Origin of the sequence: Picosynechococcus sp. PCC 8807 (genome assembly GCF_001693295.1) — a bacterium.
Lineage (GTDB): Bacteria > Cyanobacteriota > Cyanobacteriia > Cyanobacteriales > MRBY01 > MRBY01.
Map to the genome: position 1 here is coordinate 750815 of NZ_CP016483.1, position 17050 is coordinate 767864.

Sequence of the window (17050 nt, forward strand, 5' to 3'; positions counted from 1 at the left end):
ATATTGTCAGTTAAGCTGACAAGAGCACCCTTTATTCCATTTTTCCCAGTGAACGAAAGCCATGGCACAGTATGTCGCACAAGTCGTTGATCGCAACGGTCAAAAGCTAAAAGAAAAAATCGAAGCCAACTCCCCCGAACAAGCCCGCACCATGCTAGCGACGCGCTATCCAGAAGTGGGCAAGATCATGAAGCCGGGGGAAATCGATCTCTCGTTTTTAGAAGAAGCCCTCGCGAAAGTTTCCATCAAAGATAAAGCCGTATTTTCGCGACAATTTGCGGTGATGATCAATGCTGGGGTGGCGATCGTTCGTTGTCTAAGCATCTTGGGAGAAAACCACTCCAACATCAAGATGCGTAAAGCCCTCACTGCCATCAAGGCCGAAGTTCAGCAGGGGGTGAATCTTTCCGACGCGATGCGGCCCCACGAAGAATGCTTCGATACCCTGTATGTCAGCATGGTAGAAGCCGGTGAAATTGGTGGGGTGCTCGATGAAGTCCTGAACCGTTTGGCGAAGGTACTCGAAGACATGGCCAAACTGGAAAACCAAATCAAATCAGCCATGACCTACCCAATGGCCGTGGCATTTTTGGCGGTGGCGGTGTTCTTTGGGATGACCGTCTTTTTGATTCCGGTTTTTGCCGATATTTTTGAAAGTATTGGCACAGAACTGCCGGCTTTAACGATCATCATGATGGGGATCAGTAACTTTCTGCGGACGAGCGAAGGGTTATTGCCAATGCCTTTTGGGAATGTGCTCCTGATGATTATTGGTGCCAATATTCTCTTTTTTGCAATCCGCCGTTATTACAACACCGAAATGGGGCGGTGGCAAATCGATTCTTTGTTACTCAAGTTGCCTCTGTTTGGGGATTTGCTCCGGAAAAATGCGGTGGCTCGGTTCTGTCGGATCTTCGGGACATTAACCCGGTCTGGGGTACCGATCCTCAATTCCTTTGATATTGTCGGAGCAACAGCGGGGAATGTGGTCATTGCCAAGGCGATTAATGATGCCAAGTCTGAAATTCAAGAGGGGGGGATGTTAAGTGTTGCCCTTGATCGCGACCGGGTTTTTCCGATCCTTGCGATTCAAATGATGACCATTGGTGAGGAAACAGGGGAATTGGATAGCATGATGATGAAGGTGGCAGATTTCTACGAAGATGAAGTAGAGCAGACCGTGAAGGCGCTGACCAGTATTTTAGAACCAGCGATGATGGTGATTATTGCAGCGATGGTTGGTGTTATTTTGCTATCGATGTATCTGCCGATGTTTAAGGTATTTGAAGATTTGGGTTAGAACAAACGATGACCGGACAGCAAAGTCAGTATGAAACGCTTTTAGCGGCCTACAGTGATCGACAAACGGCGATCGCCTTACTGAAGCAACATCGCCCTTACCTTTCTTTGGTACCCAGTGTCCGGCGTCCTGAGGGGAGTTTAATTGTGATGCCGCTGCCGGTGATGCGCCACCTCAGCAGAAATGAACAGCATTCCACTCCAAAAACCTTAATTTTGCCCTGTGATCTGGCGATTTTGACCTGTGATCCGGAGTGGCAAATTAAGCTAGATGCCGAAATTATGGTGTTTATCCATCGGCCTGGGGAAACTTTTTCAGAGCTATTGCTGCGCTGGCGTCATACCCAGGTTTACCTTGATCAAGATTACGAGTGGTTAATGCCAGAGTCGGAGGCCCACATGATCAGTAATCTTCCGGCCCAAATTCACCCTTTGTTTGTGGTGTTCCCGACAACCCCTGAGCACATTATTAAGGGACTTACGGGGGCGCATCTCCCCTTTGTCCTGGGGGAATCACCGTTTCCTGAACCGGAGTCTGTACCTGAGGTTTTTGTTACGGGAAATTAATGGCTGAGAAATTCGGCAATGGCTTGGGCGATCGCCTTTGTGCCCGTCTTATCGATGGGTTGATTGCCTTGGGGCGGTTGGGGTGATTCCCGGAGAAAATCCCAATCACCCTGGGCAAATTGCTCTGGATCTAAAATTTGGTGGTGGCCATATTGTTGGAGGTTTTTAATTAAAATTGGCCCTTCGGCAAAATCATCCCTAGGCAAGGTCACAACGGGAAGATCGAGGCGCAGGGCTTCGGCGTAGGTACTAAAGCCCGGTTTGGAAATAATGCGATCGCACAGGGGCATGAAGTCAACGGGGCGGTATTGGGTCTCTGTAATTTTGCGGAGATTTGCTAAATCGGGGGCGTTACGGTCGAAGCTAATAAATTGATAATCAGGAAATTGCGCCAAGGCTTCATAGGGCATTCCGGCAAAACCGAGGCCGCCAAAACTGAGAAGAATAGTTTTTTCCTTGGGATGAGTTAATTGAAATTTTTCCCGCAGGGCTGCCAGATCATATTGCGGATCGCCGCCCGTCAGTCCCACATCGGTAACGTTTGCAAAATTCCCCATGGGTTCGTGCAGCGGTAAACGAAACAGGCGATCGCCTTCACGATAAGGCTCTGTAATCCAATCGGCTTCGGGAATAAATTCTCCACCCCAAGCACGGTAAATAAAATCCCAACCAAAATTTCCCATACACCAACAGGGAATCTCGGCACCATGGGCAATGGGAATCGCCAGGGGCGGCAAATCAGCGAGGACTAACTGGGCACGATTTAACCGTAAAAAGTCCACTTCGCCCGCAATAATCCGGGGCGATCGCCGGCGAATTTCCCGCAATTTTTCTAGGGTTGCGTCGTAGTCCATGGAGAAACTGTCCGCCTGAATCACCCCCACGTCCAACCGTTTCGGCCGCTGAATAAAATCTCCTTTAACATAACTGCGAATCAACCAGTGGGGCGCTGTCGTCACAAAAATCAGCAATACATCGGGCAGTAATTTCTGCACCTGGGCCGCCACCGAAGCCACCCGCACCACATGGCCAAACCCATGACTCGTAATCGCCAAATACAAAACAGGACGCATAGAACCTTCCGCAATCGTTGAAAACTATTAGACCATGGGGGGCTGGGTTAAACCCTTTAGGGAAGTCTGAAGCTGATCATTTGTGAGATTTTTTCCCTGAACCAAGACATAAAAGCCCCCTAAACCCATGGGATCGATCAACTGATGGAGGGCATCCCGACGACGAAACAGAGTCATCACATCAGTGGGATTTTGGGATAAAGCATTGAGGCGATCGCCTAACCCTAAGGCCATCAAAAAAAGTCCCTGTTGCGTTAAACCTAAAGTTGCTAATCCTAGAGATTCGCCATGGTTTTGGAGGCTGGTAAAATCCACATGGGCTGTTAGATCCTGCTCGCCTAAATTGGTGTAGGGATTATCATGGCGACGGTGCTGAAAATAACACTGCAAAGTGCCCTGAGACCGTTGGGGATGATAATATTTTTTCGCTGGATAGCCATAGTCAATGGTGAGAATATAGCCGGTTTTTAGTTTGGTCTGTAGCTGCTCTAACCAACTCAGCATCCCTAGATTAACTTCTGTGCGATAACCATCAGGATAATTAGAGAAATCAATATTTAAGTGATCAAAATAAGCTTGAATCTCTGGTGTAGATAGAGAATCATTCACTTCTTCCAATGCATTTTGAGCAGGATTATATTGAACGTAAACCTCCTGAAGTTTCCCGGTATTCACTGTGACCAAATGTACCGGAAAGGCATCAAGCAATTCATTAGAAATAAAACAGCCTTGGATACTATTTTCAAGTAACTCTGACCAATCGCACCATTGAATTTTGCAATAGGAAAACCCTGCTAATTTTTCCTGTTGTTGCTGGCGGAGAGCCGGGGATTTTTCAATAATGTAATATTCAATTTCTTCAAGTTCTTTTGGATAATGCTGCTGGAGGTAAAACAAAATATCCTTCGCCAAGTCGCCCTTGCCTGCTCCCATTTCGACGATCTGAAACGGCGATCGCCCCAAAATTTGTTTCATTTGGAGCAACTGTTCTGCCAATAATTCCCCAAAGTCTGGGCCGAGGGATGTGGCCGTGAAGAAATCCCCCTGGGCACCGATCGCCACCTTCCCACTACTGTAGTAACCTACCGTGGGGTGATAGAGCGCCAATTCCATAAACTCAGCAAAGGTGAGGCGCTGGTGCGGTGCGGTCTGGAGTTTTTCCTGGAGGATCGCCAAAAGGGGAGAAGCCATGGACAAGTCCGTTAAAATGATGTGCGATTAGTGTATGCTGCCGCCTTTTTGAGGTGCAACCTTTTACCTGTGAAGTCTTCTATTTCTCCCACTGCCCCGCGACCGTCATTTCTTGCTTCCCTATGGCAATTTTCCCGACCCCATACGATTATCGGCACGAGTCTGAGTGTTTGGGCTTTGGCGCTGTTGGCGGTGACCCCTGAAACATTTTCCTGGGGCTATGGTCAGTCGGTGCTTGGTGCTTGGCTCGCTTGTCTGGCGGGCAATGTCTTTATTGTCGGCCTCAATCAACTGACGGACATTGACATTGACAAAATTAATAAACCCCATTTACCAGTGGCGGCGGGACATTTTTCTCGAAAAACAGGTTGGGGTATTGTCTGGTTTTGCGGAGCTTTAGCGCTGATTTTGAGTGCTTTTAGTGGCCTGTGGCTTGGGGTGACGGTGTGGGGGAGTTTGGCCATCGGGACAATGTATTCTCTACCCCCAGTGCGCCTGAAACGGTTTCCCCTACTCGCAGCGATGTGTATTTTTACGGTGCGGGGTGTGGTGGTTAACCTTGGTCTTTTTGCCCATTTTCAGACGATGTTACAGAACCCAGTGGTGATTACGCCGACGGTATGGCTGTTGACGGGGTTTATTATTGTGTTTACGGTGGCGATCGCTATTTTCAAAGACGTACCGGATCTAGAAGGCGATCGCCAATATCAAATCACCACTTTCACAATTTTGTTGGGTAAACAGAGAATTTTTCAACTGTCCCTAGGTATCATTTTGATTTGTTATTTTGGGATGATTCTCGGTGAAATAATGATGACCACCAGCTTGAATCAACTGCTATTTATTGGGTGTCACATTATCCTAGGTGCTCTGCTGTGGTGGCGTAGTCGTCAGATTGATCTTGAATCGAAAAAATCCATTGCCAGCTTTTATCAATTTATTTGGAAACTCTTCTTTCTGGAATATCTTTTGTTTCCCCTCACCCATTGGTTTTAGGTTTGCTGTTGGTTAAGCCAGTTTTTGATTAAGGCGATCGCCTCTATTTTGTCTTGGACTTTAACCATTTGTGATTGGGGAATTTTTTGGGCAAACAATAAAGCTTGGTGGGAGCCTTGATCGGCTGAAACAATTAACGTGGGTGCAGTTAACTGAGATAATTCAGAGTTTAGATATTCTGCCTGAATTTCGCTGGGATGCCGCTGAAACAAAAGTCGCCGACTGGCCGGAGATTTAAGCAACTGTTGTCGATAGTTGAGAAGTTTTTGAATCTTGTGACCGAGGCCGATGAGTTTACCTAGGGGATAGAGTAATTTAAGTCCCCAAGGCAAAATTGGAATTGGTAATAATAAGCATTTTTCAAGGAAATAAGCAGCATTATTTGGGGCTTCAAAACCGATGGGGGAAAGCAAAATTAAGCCTTGAATTTTTTCGGGATTGTTCAGGGCATAACGGGTAGCAACCCAAGCTCCAAGGGCATCTCCCACAAAATATATTTTCTTCAGATTTAATTGGCTAAAAAATTCCGCTAAAATTTCACTCTGCCATTGAATAGACTGGGACGAAACTGCTGGATCAGAATCCCCAAACCCCAACAAATCCGGCGCAAAGCATTGATGATCTCGCCCTAAATTTTCAAAAAAATCTAACCACTGACTACTGTCGCTATATTCCCGGTGAATAAAGGCGATCGCCTTTCCCTGTCCTGTTTCCCGCCAAAAAATCTGGCCTTGATTTAAACGTAGGCGTCCATTCCGAACAACACATCCCATAAATATTTTTTGATAATCTTTAGCGAGGGTTTTTGAGCGATCAACTTTTGCGTGGACAAATTCTCCAGAAACGATGGATGGGTTTAACCTTTCATTTGTTGCTTTTTCTCTTTTTTGAGATCCCGCTTGCTGGCCGCTTCGATTTCGGCATCCATGAGGGTCTTACCCGTAGCCGCGAGATAAACGTCATCCAAACTAGGTCGCGCTTGACTCAAGCTAAAAATGGGCAGTCCAGCCGCTTGAATGCTTTGCTCAATGGTGCTCAGGTGATTACCCTGGCGACTTACCACCAGATTCAAAGAATTCCCTTGGGAGCCATTAATAATCACGCTCTCAACAAAATCCAAAGCCGACACCACTTCTTTCGCTTTTTCGGCATTCTGGGCAGAGGTAAATTCTTCGATGCGTAACGTAATGCGATCGCCACCCACCTTATCCTTGAGTTCGTTGGGGGTACCATTGGCAATGACTTGGCCCTGATCAATAATCGCGACACTATCGGCGAGGGCATCAATTTCTTCGAGATAATGGCTAGTGATAATCACTGTCGTGCCTGCCGCCCGCAGTTGCCGCAGAAAATCCCAAACTGCGACGCGGCTTTCGATATCGAGGCCCACCGTCGGCTCGTCTAGAACCAACACATCCGGTTGATGGAGCAGACCTGCCGCCAAATCTAAGCGTTTTCGCAAACCACCGGAATAGGTGCCTGTTTTCTGGTCAGCGTAATCGTTTAAACCTAGGGCATTCAGGAGTTGTTCCACCCGTTGGGGAATAAAGCTTTTCGGGAGATGGTAGAGGGCCGCCTGTAAATTTAGCAGTTCCCGCCCGGTGAGAATTTTGTCGATCGCCACTTCCTGGGCCACATAGCCGAGCCGTTGTCGCACTGCTTTCGGTTGGGTCAGGGCAGAAATACCGCAGACTTCGATCTGGCCTCCGTCCGGTTGGGCGAGGGTACAGAGACAGCGAATCGTCGTCGTTTTGCCTGCACCGTTCGGCCCCAACAGCCCAAATATTTTTCCTTGTTCCACCGTGAAGGAGACATCCTTTACCGCTTGGGTGGTGCCGTAGCTTTTCTGGAGGTGGTCAATGGCAACCGCAACAGTCATGGTCGGGGGAGTCCTCGCAATGGTTCGTCAAAATGCTCAGTTGTGTATTGTATCGAAGTTCTTTACAATCCGTATTTTTCGCAGACTTGATCGCCGATAAATTGTACCCAGGGTTTGAAGACGGGAATCAGTTCTGCCCGACTCGCCGTTAAACAAGGGAAAGGGCGATCGCCATAATTTTTGCCGATTTCTAAAGGAAACATCGGGTTCGGTTCTAGGGGTTCAATGGCTCCCCCAGCCGCCTGGATAATCGCCCACACCGCCGCAATATCCCAAATTTTCGACGTCGCTTCCACGCCCCCTAGGGCCGCCCCCGAAGCCACGATTAAAACGTTATAGCTGGCAACCCCCATCAAGCGAATCTTACAGGGAAAATTCGGTTGAGCTGCCACTGCCGTACTGCGGGCACAGAGGTTAAAAATATGGTTTAGACTCGGCTCGTCGTCGCTGGTCTGGAGCAGTTCGCCATTACAAAACGCCCCCGTTGGCCCCGTTAAACCGGAGTCTCCGTACCAATAGCCATGGAAGGATTGGCGCAACCAAGGGAAATGCACATAGCCAAAAACAGGGGTGCCTTTGTAGAGTAGCCCCAGGGAAATGCCCCAGATCGGAATGCCCCGGGTAAAATTCGTTGTGCCGTCAATGGGATCAATTACCCAGCACCAATCATTTCCAGGCAAAATATGTGTTTTTTCTTCGCTGAGAATGCCATGGTCAGGGAAGGCTGTGGCGATCGCCTGACAAATTTCTCGATCAGACCACCGATCCGCTTCCGTCACCAAGCTACCATCAGCCTTACGAACTGCCGTGAGCTTCCCAAATTTTTCCGTTAATTCTGCGCCAATCCGGTGACTCGTGTCCGCCGCAAAGGTCAAAATGTCCGTCCAAAATAATGCATCAACCATCGGTGTGCTAGATCCAGAAACGTTATCCCAGTCCAAAAAAGGCGATCGCCACTGAGTCAATCAATACCTTGTCTGGCTAAACAACCATAGCCCAAAACCCTGCAATCTCGCTATCTCTAGACAAAAAAATCCTCCCTCTAAAAAAGAAGGAGGCCAATGATTTTCCCGTTGAGGGGAGTTAGATGGGTGTCTCCTTGAGGGAGGTGCCGAAGGCGGAGGGTGTTTCCCTTGAGAGAAGTTAGAGAGATATTAGCGAACAGTACCAGCCAGTTGATCAACGCGGATCGGCTTCATCAGATAAAGACTAATGAATTGGGTTGCGTTAGAGAGATAAGCAGGTAACTTCTTCAACAGCTTCACAGGCGCAGGCGCATCGCTGGCATCAATTTCCCGCAGTTTTTCGCCGTTCTTGACGCAGGTTTCTAAACGCTCGTAGAACTCAGGCTTTTCGACATCGAGAATGATCGGGAAAACCCGGCCAGCGGTATTATTGGTTTCCCAAATCACTTCCTTGTCAAATTCCCGCGCATTCAAACCGATGGACTCGTAGAAGCCATGGCGTTGGGTGTCATTGAGATACATCGTCGCAAAGACAGAGAGCAAGAAGAAACGGCACCACAACCGCGCTTTCCAGTCATTAAGGATATTGGGCTGGGTTTTCATCAGTGCATCAAAGAAATCCCCGTGGCGGTTTTCGTCTTGGCACCAGTTTTCAAAAAACTTGAAGATCGGATAAATGCGGTCTTCGGGATTCTTTTCGAGGTGACGATAAATCTTGATGTAACGCCAGTACCCAATTTTTTCCGAAAGGTAGGTAGCGTAGAAAATAAACTTCGGCTTAAAGAAAGTATAGCTGCGGCTCTTGGTGAGGAAACCGAGGTCAAGGGACAGGTTAAAGTCCGTCATCGCCTTGTTGAGGAAGCCAGCGTGACGCGCTTCGTCCCGGGACATGAGGTTAAACCCTTCAGCCAACAGGGGATTCTTGTCCTTAAGGCGACGGCCTAATTCTTTGTAGAGCAAGAAGCCGGAAAATTCAGCAGTACAGGAACGCTCCAGGAACTCGATGAAGAGTTGCCGGGTTTCCCCTTGGATATGGTCGAAGGAGATATCAAAAGACTCATCCCGAACAAAGTGGTGACGGTTGTAGTCCACGCGGAATTCTTCGATGATCGCTTCCATCTCTTCTTCGTTGACGGAAAGATCCATCTTCGCCATTTCATCGAAGTCGGTGGTGTAAAAGCGGGGAGTCAGGATAGTTTCCTTCGCCGGAACTTTCACGCCGGGGCGCAATTCCTCTACGCCAGCAGATTTGTTAACAGTGCTTACCATATCTGTAATGTTTATTGCTTCCGTTTTTTATGGGGATCAGTCTCTTTTTTGCCAAATATAACCGCGTGAGACTTGGGGTTTTGATTAGGTTACAGTCTAACAAGCTCTACACCAGGGTTTAAACCCTTTTTTGTGAATAGTTGATACACATTGTTACAAAATATTGCAGGATAAATCGTGAAATAAAGGCGATCGCCTTTATTAAACCGACAAAAAACTGATCCCATTTGTGCATAGGATCAGTCGTTACTATTGAAAGCTCAAATAGTTCAGTCGGTCAGCGAAAATTTAGCGTTTTGCCATTTTCTTCGTTTCCACTTTACGAAGACGAATCGATTCGGGCGTGACTTCTACGAGTTCCCCAGGGCCGATATATTCGAGGGCTCGCTCTAGGTTCATTTCCATGGGGGCTTGTAGTTGTACTAATTCGTCGCCGCTAGCCGCCCGGTGGTTCGTGAGCTGTTTTGCCTTACAAACGTTTAGCTCTAGATCTTGGGGACGGTTGTGCTCCCCGACAATCATGCCTTTGTAAACCTTAGTGCCTGGGGTAATGAAAAATTGACCGCGATCCTCAGCGTTCTTGAGGGCATAAAAGGTTGCTGTGCCTTCTTCAAAAGCAGTGATGACGCCGTTGTAGCGAGTGTCGAAGTCGCCACAGAGGGGCCGATATTCCAGGAAACTATGGTTCATGATTCCAGCACCGCGAGTGATCCGGATAAATTCACCCCGGAAACCAATCAAACCACGGGCGGGCACAACAAATTCGAGTTGGGTACGGCCACCTGCGCCTGCCTGCATATCTTGCATTTCTCCTTTGCGCTGACCGAGCCGTTCGATACAGCTACCCACTGCTTCTTCAGGGACATCGAGCACGAGGTATTCAAAAGGCTCGCAGGGTTTGCCATTCACTTCGCGGTAAATCACCTTGGGCTGGGCAACTTGGAATTCGTAGCCTTCCCGACGCATAGTTTCAATCAAAATACCCAAGTGAAGTTCACCTCGACCGGATACAGCAAAGCTATCAGCGGACTCACCATCTTCTACCCGTAGGGCTACGTTGGTTTCGAGTTCTCTTTCGAGGCGATCGCGGATTTGGCGAGAGGTCACAAAGGTTCCTTCCTGGCCCGCAAAGGGAGAATTATTCACAGAGAAGGTCATCTGTAATGTAGGCTCATCCACCTTAATTAGTGGTAAAGCTTGGGGATCTTCAGGAGACGTTACCGTTTCCCCAATATTGGCATCAGCAAACCCGGCAACAGCGACGATCATTCCGGCGGTTGCCTCTTCAAGTTCAACACGATTTAAGCCTTCAAAGCCCATCAGTTTAGCCACTTTTGCCTTGGCAATGGTGCCATCTTCCTTGACCAGGGCTGCCTGTTGTCCCGCTTTAATCGTGCCGTTGTGGAGACGACCGATGACAATCCGGCCCAGGTAATCGGAATAATCGAGGGTTGTAACTTGTAACTGGAGGGGCTTATTAATATCTCCGGCTGGCGGGGGAACGTGCTGCAGAATCGCTTGGAAGAGGGGTTCCATATCCTCGTTGGTATCGTCGAGGGATTCCCGGGCGAAACCAGATAAACCAGAGGCATAGAGAGTGGTGAAGTCACATTGATCGTCATCGGCACCGAGTTCAACGAACAGATCAAAGACTTTATCAACGGCGGTTTCAGGATTGACGTTGGGGCGGTCGATTTTATTAACGACAACGATCGGGCGTAGACCTTTTTCGAGGGCTTTTTTCAAGACGAAACGGGTTTGGGGCATTGGGCCTTCGTTGGCATCGACGATCAAAATGCAACCGTCTACCATGCCGAGGACACGCTCTACCTCACCACCAAAGTCGGCGTGGCCAGGGGTATCAACAATATTGATCAGAATGTCGTTGTAACGGACGGCGGTATTCTTGGAAAGAATCGTAATACCCCGTTCCCGTTCGAGGTCATTGGAGTCCATCACGCAATCGGGGATGTCTTCGCCTTCTCGGAAAATGCCGGATTGATGTAAGAGAGCATCAACAAGGGTCGTTTTACCGTGGTCAACGTGGGCAATAATCGCGACGTTACGAATGGGAAGAGACATAAATTTTACGGATGGTTCCTAAGACCTGTAAATTTTTTTGACAATTTCTGCCCAATTGTAGCCTAATTATCATCTTTCTTAATATTTAAGTTGTGAAGTTTCGGCTATTGGGCGGGCGAGAAATCCAGGGTAGCACCGTCACGGCCAAGATTTACGAAATAAATGTGCGGAAATGTTGAAGGGCGCCAGGCAATACTGGCCAACAGAGATAAAACTTTACCGCTACCGTAATTCTTGGGGAACTTTGCTACCGTGAAATCAGCTTTTTGTCACGGTTATGGAAAATAGTCTGTTTTTTAAGGCTCCCTGGAGTCAAACTTTAATCACCATTACAACTCTTGTTTGCGTAGTGTTGTTGACCATGGTGCTGCTGTTTTTGATTTTAGGACTCCAACAACAGAATCCTTATTTTTTGCTGTGGATTATTTTGCCCATCGGCATTGTGGTAATGACGGCATTATTTATGGTGCGAGGCTATCATCTGGACGGCGATCGCCTTTATATTGAACGCTCGGGGTGGCGCACAGAAATCGCTTTAGAAAATCTAGAAAGTGCCACCTACGATCCCACCGCCATGGATGGTTCGTTACGGCTGTTTGGTAATGGTGGTCTATTTGCCTTTACCGGAAAGTTTTGGAATAAAAAGTTGGGTCACTACAATGCCTATGCCACGGCGGTTCGGTTAGCAGTCGTTTTGAAATGGCCTAACCAGACCATTGTCGTCACCCCAGAGAAGCCTGAACAATTTGTCACGGCAATTCTTCGCCATTAAATGCCGCCCACAAAACGCTGGGGACTCAAGATATTTTGGGGATCAAATTGCTGTTTAATGCGGCGCATCAACGGCAAGGCATCGCCTGGATAGCCCCAGGGTTCAAATTGCTGCTTGAGGCGATAGGGAGCATCTAAAATCGTGAAAAAACCGTGGTGAGCCTGACAAAAATTCCGGATGGCTCGGAATTGTCGGAGAAATTGATCATGGGGAAACGCAACGATGCCCAGGCCACTTTTGCAATGGATCCGGGCGATCGCCTGACCATTGGTTAGGGTCTCAATGTGTTGCAGCAAAGCCATACTTTGATGGGATAGAATGCCGACCTTGGCGACGACCATTTCCCCAAATAAAGCTTCCCGTAGCTGTGCCCACAGATCCAGGTGCTCCGGTTGGCTGACTAAATCCAGGTACTGCCCGATAGTTTTCAACTCCTGCAGTTGTGCCGTAATACTCTCGCGGATCGCCTCAAAACGCAGCAGCAAACCCCAGTCTTCTCCAGTTCCCCTTTGTAACCGTTGCAGAAGTTGTGGCGAAAGTAAATCTGCCGCCGCTGGCGTAAGTACAGAATTTAAAATTTGGCCCTGGGCCTGGCGTATTTGCGCGGACGACCCAAGCATTAAGATCGTTTGGGACTGCTCTTGGATCGGATAGAGGCGAAACGTTAATTCGGTAATGGTCGCCAAACTGCCATGGGAACCTGTGAGGAGCTTCATCAAATCATAGCCCGCCACATTTTTAACCACTTTTCCCCCGGCTTTTGCCAAGGTGCCATCGGCCCGGAGCATGGTGATCCCCAGGAGTAAATCCCGCACACCACCGTAGCGTTGACGCAAGCTGCCGGTATCTGCCGTGGCTACAATCCCCCCTAGGGTTGCTTGGTTGGGGAAACTAGGATCGAGGGGGAGATACTGTTTATGGGGCCTGAGATGGTTTTGTAGTTCAGCAAAGGTAATCCCTGCTTCCACCGTAATGGTTAGATCATTAACGGCGTGATCCACAATGTGATTTAACTGCCGGGTGCTCACCAACCAATCTACTTTCGGGGTGAGTCCACCCCAGGCGAGCTTTGTGCCGTTACCGCAGGGGATAATCGTAATTTTTTCCCGGTGGGCTGTGCGGAAGATTTCCGTTAGGGCCGCGCGAGAGTGGGGCACAAGCAGGGCTTCGGGGCTTTGACGGCTGATCCGTTCCATCTGCCGATGCCAATGGGGATGACAATATTGCCACGCTTTTAGATCGATATTCTGGGTACCGGGATCAACCACCAAAGCCATGATTTTAGTCTTCTGGAGTTAAGGCGATCGCCTCAACTTTTGCCGTATTTTCTTCAACTTCAGTAATTGCCCACCGGAGCACATCACCCCGCTTTTCGAGCTCTGCTTCAATTGCCTTGGGCAAATCTGCCGGATTTTCCTGGAGATCAATTTCTGCGGTAATGAAGTGGGTTGTCATCGGCCCGTTCCTTATGAAAATTCTGTGTTCATTATCATACCAAGCAAAGGAAACGCCCCGTCTAGTCTCCCAACATATGCAAACGATAGAGGCTGGCATACAACCCATTTTGGGCGAGGAGTTGATCGTGATTCCCCGTTTCGAGGATTTCTCCTTGCTTCAGGACAATGATTTTATCCACATCCCGGATGGTCGAGAGGCGGTGGGCAATGATAATCGCCGTGCGGTCTTCGAGGAGTTGTTCTAGGGCCGACTGAATCAGTGCCTCTGTGCCCACATCCAGACTTGCCGTAGCTTCATCGAGTACTAGAATTTTCGGATCCCTGATTGCGACCCGGGCAAAGGCCAACAGTTGTTTTTGGCCCCCAGAAAGATTTGTACCCCGCTCCCGGAGGGCTGTGCGATACCCTTGGGGCAATTCTTCAATGAGTTGATCGACGTTGGTCAGTACTGCGGCCTGCTTCACCGCCTCAAAGGGATACTCCTCCCCCAGGGTAATATTGCGTTGAACATCTCCAGCAAAAAGAAAGCTTTCTTGGAGGATGACGCCAATGTGCCGCCGCAGATCTTCTTGGGGCAGATCACGAATATCAATGCCATCGACGAGAATCCGTCCTTCACTCGGATCATACAGGCGACAGAGTAAACGGATGATCGAGCTTTTTCCGGCCCCCGTTGGCCCCACAAGGGCGATTTTTTCACCGGGTTTGATCTTAAAATTCAGGTTTTTCAGGACATATTCCCCAGGTTTATAGCCGAAGGAAACATTATCAAAAATAATTTCACCGGAGGCCGAATCCGAGAGATTTAAAGAAGTCGTTAAATGCTGTTGTTTATCTTGGATCTCGATGGGCTCCGACATCAATTCTGTCACCCGTTCGATGGCCGTTAGTCCCGACTGGAACATGGTGAACTTGTCGGCAAATTGGCGCAGGGGATTAAATAACCGCTGGGAATAGAGAATAAAGGCAGACAGCACCCCAAAGCTCAGGGCATCCTGGAAAATTAGCCAGCCCCCCAACCAAAGCACTCCGGCGATCGCCACCAACGAAATCCACTCCAGGGTGGCAGAAACAGCCGAGTCATGGAAGATTGTTTTGTTAACGGACAGACGATAGCGGTCATTAACCGTCCGGAATAACTCGGCATTCAGGGCCTCCCGACGAAATAATTGCACGATATTGATCCCCGCAACGTTTTCCTGGAGCATCGCGTTCAGTTGGGATAGTTCTTCCCGGGCTTGGTAGTTGGCTTTGCGGTATTGCCCCTGGAAATAAACGATCAAAAAGGTGACGGGCAACAACATCAAAATGAGGAGCGTCGCCAATTGCCATTGCAACAAAAAAATCGACACAATAATCACGGCCAGGGAAATGACATCATTAATGATGCCGATCGCCCCACTGGCAAAAACATCACCCAGGGCTTCCACGTCATTGGTTAAGCGGGTGACGAGCTTCCCGACAGGCATCCGGTCAAAGAAGCGAGAAGAAAGGGACGTGACGTGATCGAATAAATCCTGGCGGATGCCTGCGGTAATTTCCTGGCCCACTTTTTGAACGAGGTACCCTTGGATCGAGGTGAAGGCCAAGCGAATCACAATGGTGGCCAACAGAATCCAGATTAAACGGTTAATCCCTGCTGGAATGCTGAGATCGGCGAGGATGCCCCACACGGTTTCTCCCCGCAATAGGGAAACCGCCTGACCGACAACGAGGGGCTGAACCGCACCGGCGATCGCCAAGGGGATCAGCAAAACAATCGACACAACAAGGGTAATGAGGTTTTTCTTGGCGTAGGGAAGGAGCTTCCCGGCCAGTTGCCAATCATTTTTCGGAATAGAAGAGGATGCGATCGCCATGGAAATTTTTCAAGAAATGCAGACATCTAGTATATCGATTGCTCACCATAGAGGTGGTTGATTTGGGCCTCACTGACCGTTGTGGTGGGCTGATCGAACAGAATTTTGCCGCCCTTGAGACCAATTAGGCGATCGCAGTGGCTCCGGGCAAATTCCAGGGAGTGGAGGCTGACGACGAGGGTTTTGCCTTGGGTTTCACAAAGCTGCACCAGCAGATCCATCATTTCCCGACTCAGTTGAGGATCGAGGCTCGCAATGGGTTCGTCTGCAAGGATCACCGCCGGATTTTGCACCAAGACCCGCGCCAAGGCAACCCGTTGTTTTTGTCCCCCCGATAGGTCGCTGGTTTTGGCAAAGAGTTTTTCGGGAATGCCCACCTGTTTCAAAACAGCTTCGGCTAAGGAACGCTCTTGGGGAAAGATCAGGGAAAACATTGCCTGGAGGAACGACCAACGCCCCAGATGACCCGCGTTGACATTGTGAATGACGGCCAGACTCTCGACCAAATGAAGTTGTTGGTAAATGGTACCGAGCTGCCGTTGGATGCGTCGCCGTCCCCTTGGGGATAGGGTCGCGATCGCTTCCCCCCAGATGAGCAATTCCCCCTGGGTTGGTTGTTGTTGACCATTGAGGAGACTAAGGAGGGTACTTTTGCCTGCGCCACTGGCCCCAATCAGGCCCACCTTCTCGCCGGGATAAATTTCAAAGTTGAGTTCCGTCAGGGCCGCAACACCCCGGAAGTGACAAGAGAGCGATCGCCCCACAAAAATTGGTTCTGTCATCTGTTTTAATTACCCGTGGCAGAGGGCACGCTTGGTTTCGAGCCAGGTAATCCCCTGCTGGATCGTGGTTGGACTCACGGCGGCCAGATTATGGTGGTCGGCCTCAGGCACGGCTTGAAATTGCTTGGGTTCATTGGCGATCGCCCACAGTTGCGCCCCCATGGTACTGGGGACTGTTTCATCCAATTCCCCGTGGCAAAAGAAAATCGGTAGCTGGAGTTGGGGAATTTTAGCTGCTGAATTAAACCGCTGGTGTAAAAGGAAAGAGACGGGAAAAATTCGATAGAGGGGTTTGGTGGTAGACATGGCGAACATCGAGGTGAAGGTGCCCTCTAGAAATAATCCGCCCACCGGATACCGCTGGGCCAACTCAATGGCGATCGCCCCGCCGAGGGAATGACCATGGATCGTCAACTGCTGGGCTGGGATCCCCTTCGTTTCGGTGAGAAATCTATAGGCCGCCGCTGCATCTTGGTACACCTGGGATTCTTGGGGAAAGCCAGGGCTGCTCTGGCCATAGCCCCGATAGTTAAAGGCTAAGACCGAATAGCCAGCTTGGTACCAGAGGGCGATCGCCTGAAAATTGTAAACCGTTAACCCGCCATTCCCATGGAGAAATAGTAGCGTTTTGTCCCCCTTGTTCTGGGGTAGCCACCAGCCTGTTAATTGTTGCGTTGAAGTGACGGGAATCGTGATCGTTTCGTAGGGTAGAGCAAAATCCAACGGCACTGGATGTAAGGGTTGAGCTTGGGGTTCAAAAATAATCCGCCGCTGCCCAAAAAAGAGATAACCACAGCCCCCCAGATAGAACAATACCAGTCCAATCAATAGCCAGCCCAACATGATTTTCCTTGCCATA

General features: G+C 49.1%; 16 protein-coding genes. 4 read left to right on the top strand and 12 right to left on the bottom strand.

The window, feature by feature from the left end:
- The first annotated feature begins 61 nt into the window (after window positions 1-61).
- Together AWQ24_RS03610 and AWQ24_RS03615 are read left to right on the top strand one after the other, a co-directional pair.
- On the top strand, window positions 62-1300 hold the full coding sequence (locus AWQ24_RS03610) for a type II secretion system F family protein (protein WP_012306328.1): 1239 nt from the start codon (window positions 62-64) through the stop codon (window positions 1298-1300).
- A gap of 8 nt (window positions 1301-1308) precedes the next feature.
- Window positions 1309-1866, top strand: a complete 558-nt coding sequence (locus AWQ24_RS03615) for a hypothetical protein (protein ID WP_012306329.1) — start codon at window positions 1309-1311, stop codon at window positions 1864-1866.
- Here the strand turns inward: AWQ24_RS03615 and AWQ24_RS03620 are convergent.
- Window positions 1863-2939 carry a hypothetical protein gene (locus AWQ24_RS03620; RefSeq protein ID WP_012306330.1) on the bottom strand — a complete coding sequence of 359 codons (1077 nt, stop codon included), beginning with the start codon at window positions 2937-2939 and terminating at the stop codon, window positions 1863-1865. The genes AWQ24_RS03615 and AWQ24_RS03620 overlap by 4 nt on opposite strands.
- Window positions 2940-2966: 27 nt before the next feature.
- A complete protein-coding gene (locus tag AWQ24_RS03625) occupies window positions 2967-4130 on the bottom strand; it encodes a class I SAM-dependent methyltransferase (RefSeq protein WP_065716036.1) in 1164 nt (387 codons plus the stop codon).
- A gap of 69 nt (window positions 4131-4199) precedes the next feature.
- Here AWQ24_RS03625 and AWQ24_RS03630 point away from each other — a divergent pair, with 69 nt between their 5' ends.
- On the top strand, window positions 4200-5126 hold the full coding sequence (locus AWQ24_RS03630; protein WP_065717293.1) for a homogentisate phytyltransferase: 927 nt from the start codon (window positions 4200-4202) through the stop codon (window positions 5124-5126).
- On the opposite strand, the gene AWQ24_RS03635 is transcribed toward AWQ24_RS03630, so the two are convergent.
- The 5 genes from AWQ24_RS03635 to typA all read right to left on the bottom strand — a co-directional run bounded on the left by AWQ24_RS03635 (window position 5123) and on the right by typA (window position 11321).
- Complete coding sequence (locus AWQ24_RS03635; protein ID WP_065716037.1) at window positions 5123-5899, bottom strand: alpha/beta fold hydrolase; 777 nt, start codon at window positions 5897-5899, stop codon at window positions 5123-5125. The genes AWQ24_RS03630 and AWQ24_RS03635 overlap by 4 nt on opposite strands.
- A gap of 83 nt (window positions 5900-5982) precedes the next feature.
- Entirely contained in the window at window positions 5983-7005 is a 1023-nt protein-coding gene (locus tag AWQ24_RS03640; protein WP_062432682.1) for an ATP-binding cassette domain-containing protein, read from the bottom strand.
- Between the two features lie 62 nt (window positions 7006-7067).
- Window positions 7068-7910, bottom strand: a complete 843-nt coding sequence (locus AWQ24_RS03645; protein ID WP_065716038.1) for an inositol monophosphatase family protein — start codon at window positions 7908-7910, stop codon at window positions 7068-7070.
- A 249-nt stretch (window positions 7911-8159) separates the two neighbouring features.
- A complete protein-coding gene (acsF, locus tag AWQ24_RS03650) occupies window positions 8160-9239 on the bottom strand; it encodes a magnesium-protoporphyrin IX monomethyl ester (oxidative) cyclase (protein ID WP_012306336.1) in 1080 nt (359 codons plus the stop codon).
- A 288-nt stretch (window positions 9240-9527) separates the two neighbouring features.
- A complete protein-coding gene (gene typA, locus AWQ24_RS03655) occupies window positions 9528-11321 on the bottom strand; it encodes a translational GTPase TypA (protein ID WP_012306337.1) in 1794 nt (597 codons plus the stop codon).
- A 277-nt stretch (window positions 11322-11598) separates the two neighbouring features.
- Here typA and AWQ24_RS03660 point away from each other — a divergent pair, with 277 nt between their 5' ends.
- On the top strand, window positions 11599-12093 hold the full coding sequence (locus AWQ24_RS03660) for a PH domain-containing protein (protein WP_065716039.1): 495 nt from the start codon (window positions 11599-11601) through the stop codon (window positions 12091-12093).
- Here the strand turns inward: AWQ24_RS03660 and AWQ24_RS03665 are convergent.
- From AWQ24_RS03665 to AWQ24_RS03680, 5 genes are all read right to left on the bottom strand, one after another.
- Entirely contained in the window at window positions 12090-13370 is a 1281-nt protein-coding gene (locus AWQ24_RS03665) for an FAD-binding oxidoreductase (RefSeq protein WP_065716040.1), read from the bottom strand. The genes AWQ24_RS03660 and AWQ24_RS03665 overlap by 4 nt on opposite strands.
- Window positions 13371-13374: 4 nt before the next feature.
- Window positions 13375-13548, bottom strand: a complete 174-nt coding sequence (locus AWQ24_RS16390) for a hypothetical protein (protein WP_198161506.1) — start codon at window positions 13546-13548, stop codon at window positions 13375-13377.
- 61 nt (window positions 13549-13609) lie between these two features.
- Window positions 13610-15409 carry an ABC transporter ATP-binding protein gene (locus tag AWQ24_RS03670; RefSeq protein ID WP_065716041.1) on the bottom strand — a complete coding sequence of 600 codons (1800 nt, stop codon included), beginning with the start codon at window positions 15407-15409 and terminating at the stop codon, window positions 13610-13612.
- A gap of 26 nt (window positions 15410-15435) precedes the next feature.
- On the bottom strand, window positions 15436-16191 hold the full coding sequence (locus AWQ24_RS03675; RefSeq protein WP_065716042.1) for a phosphonate ABC transporter ATP-binding protein: 756 nt from the start codon (window positions 16189-16191) through the stop codon (window positions 15436-15438).
- 9 nt (window positions 16192-16200) lie between these two features.
- The gene (locus AWQ24_RS03680) at window positions 16201-17049 is read right to left on the bottom strand and encodes an alpha/beta hydrolase (protein WP_065716043.1); all 849 of its coding nucleotides are present in this window, start codon (window positions 17047-17049) and stop codon (window positions 16201-16203) included.
- Between the last annotated feature and the right edge of the window lies 1 nt (window position 17050).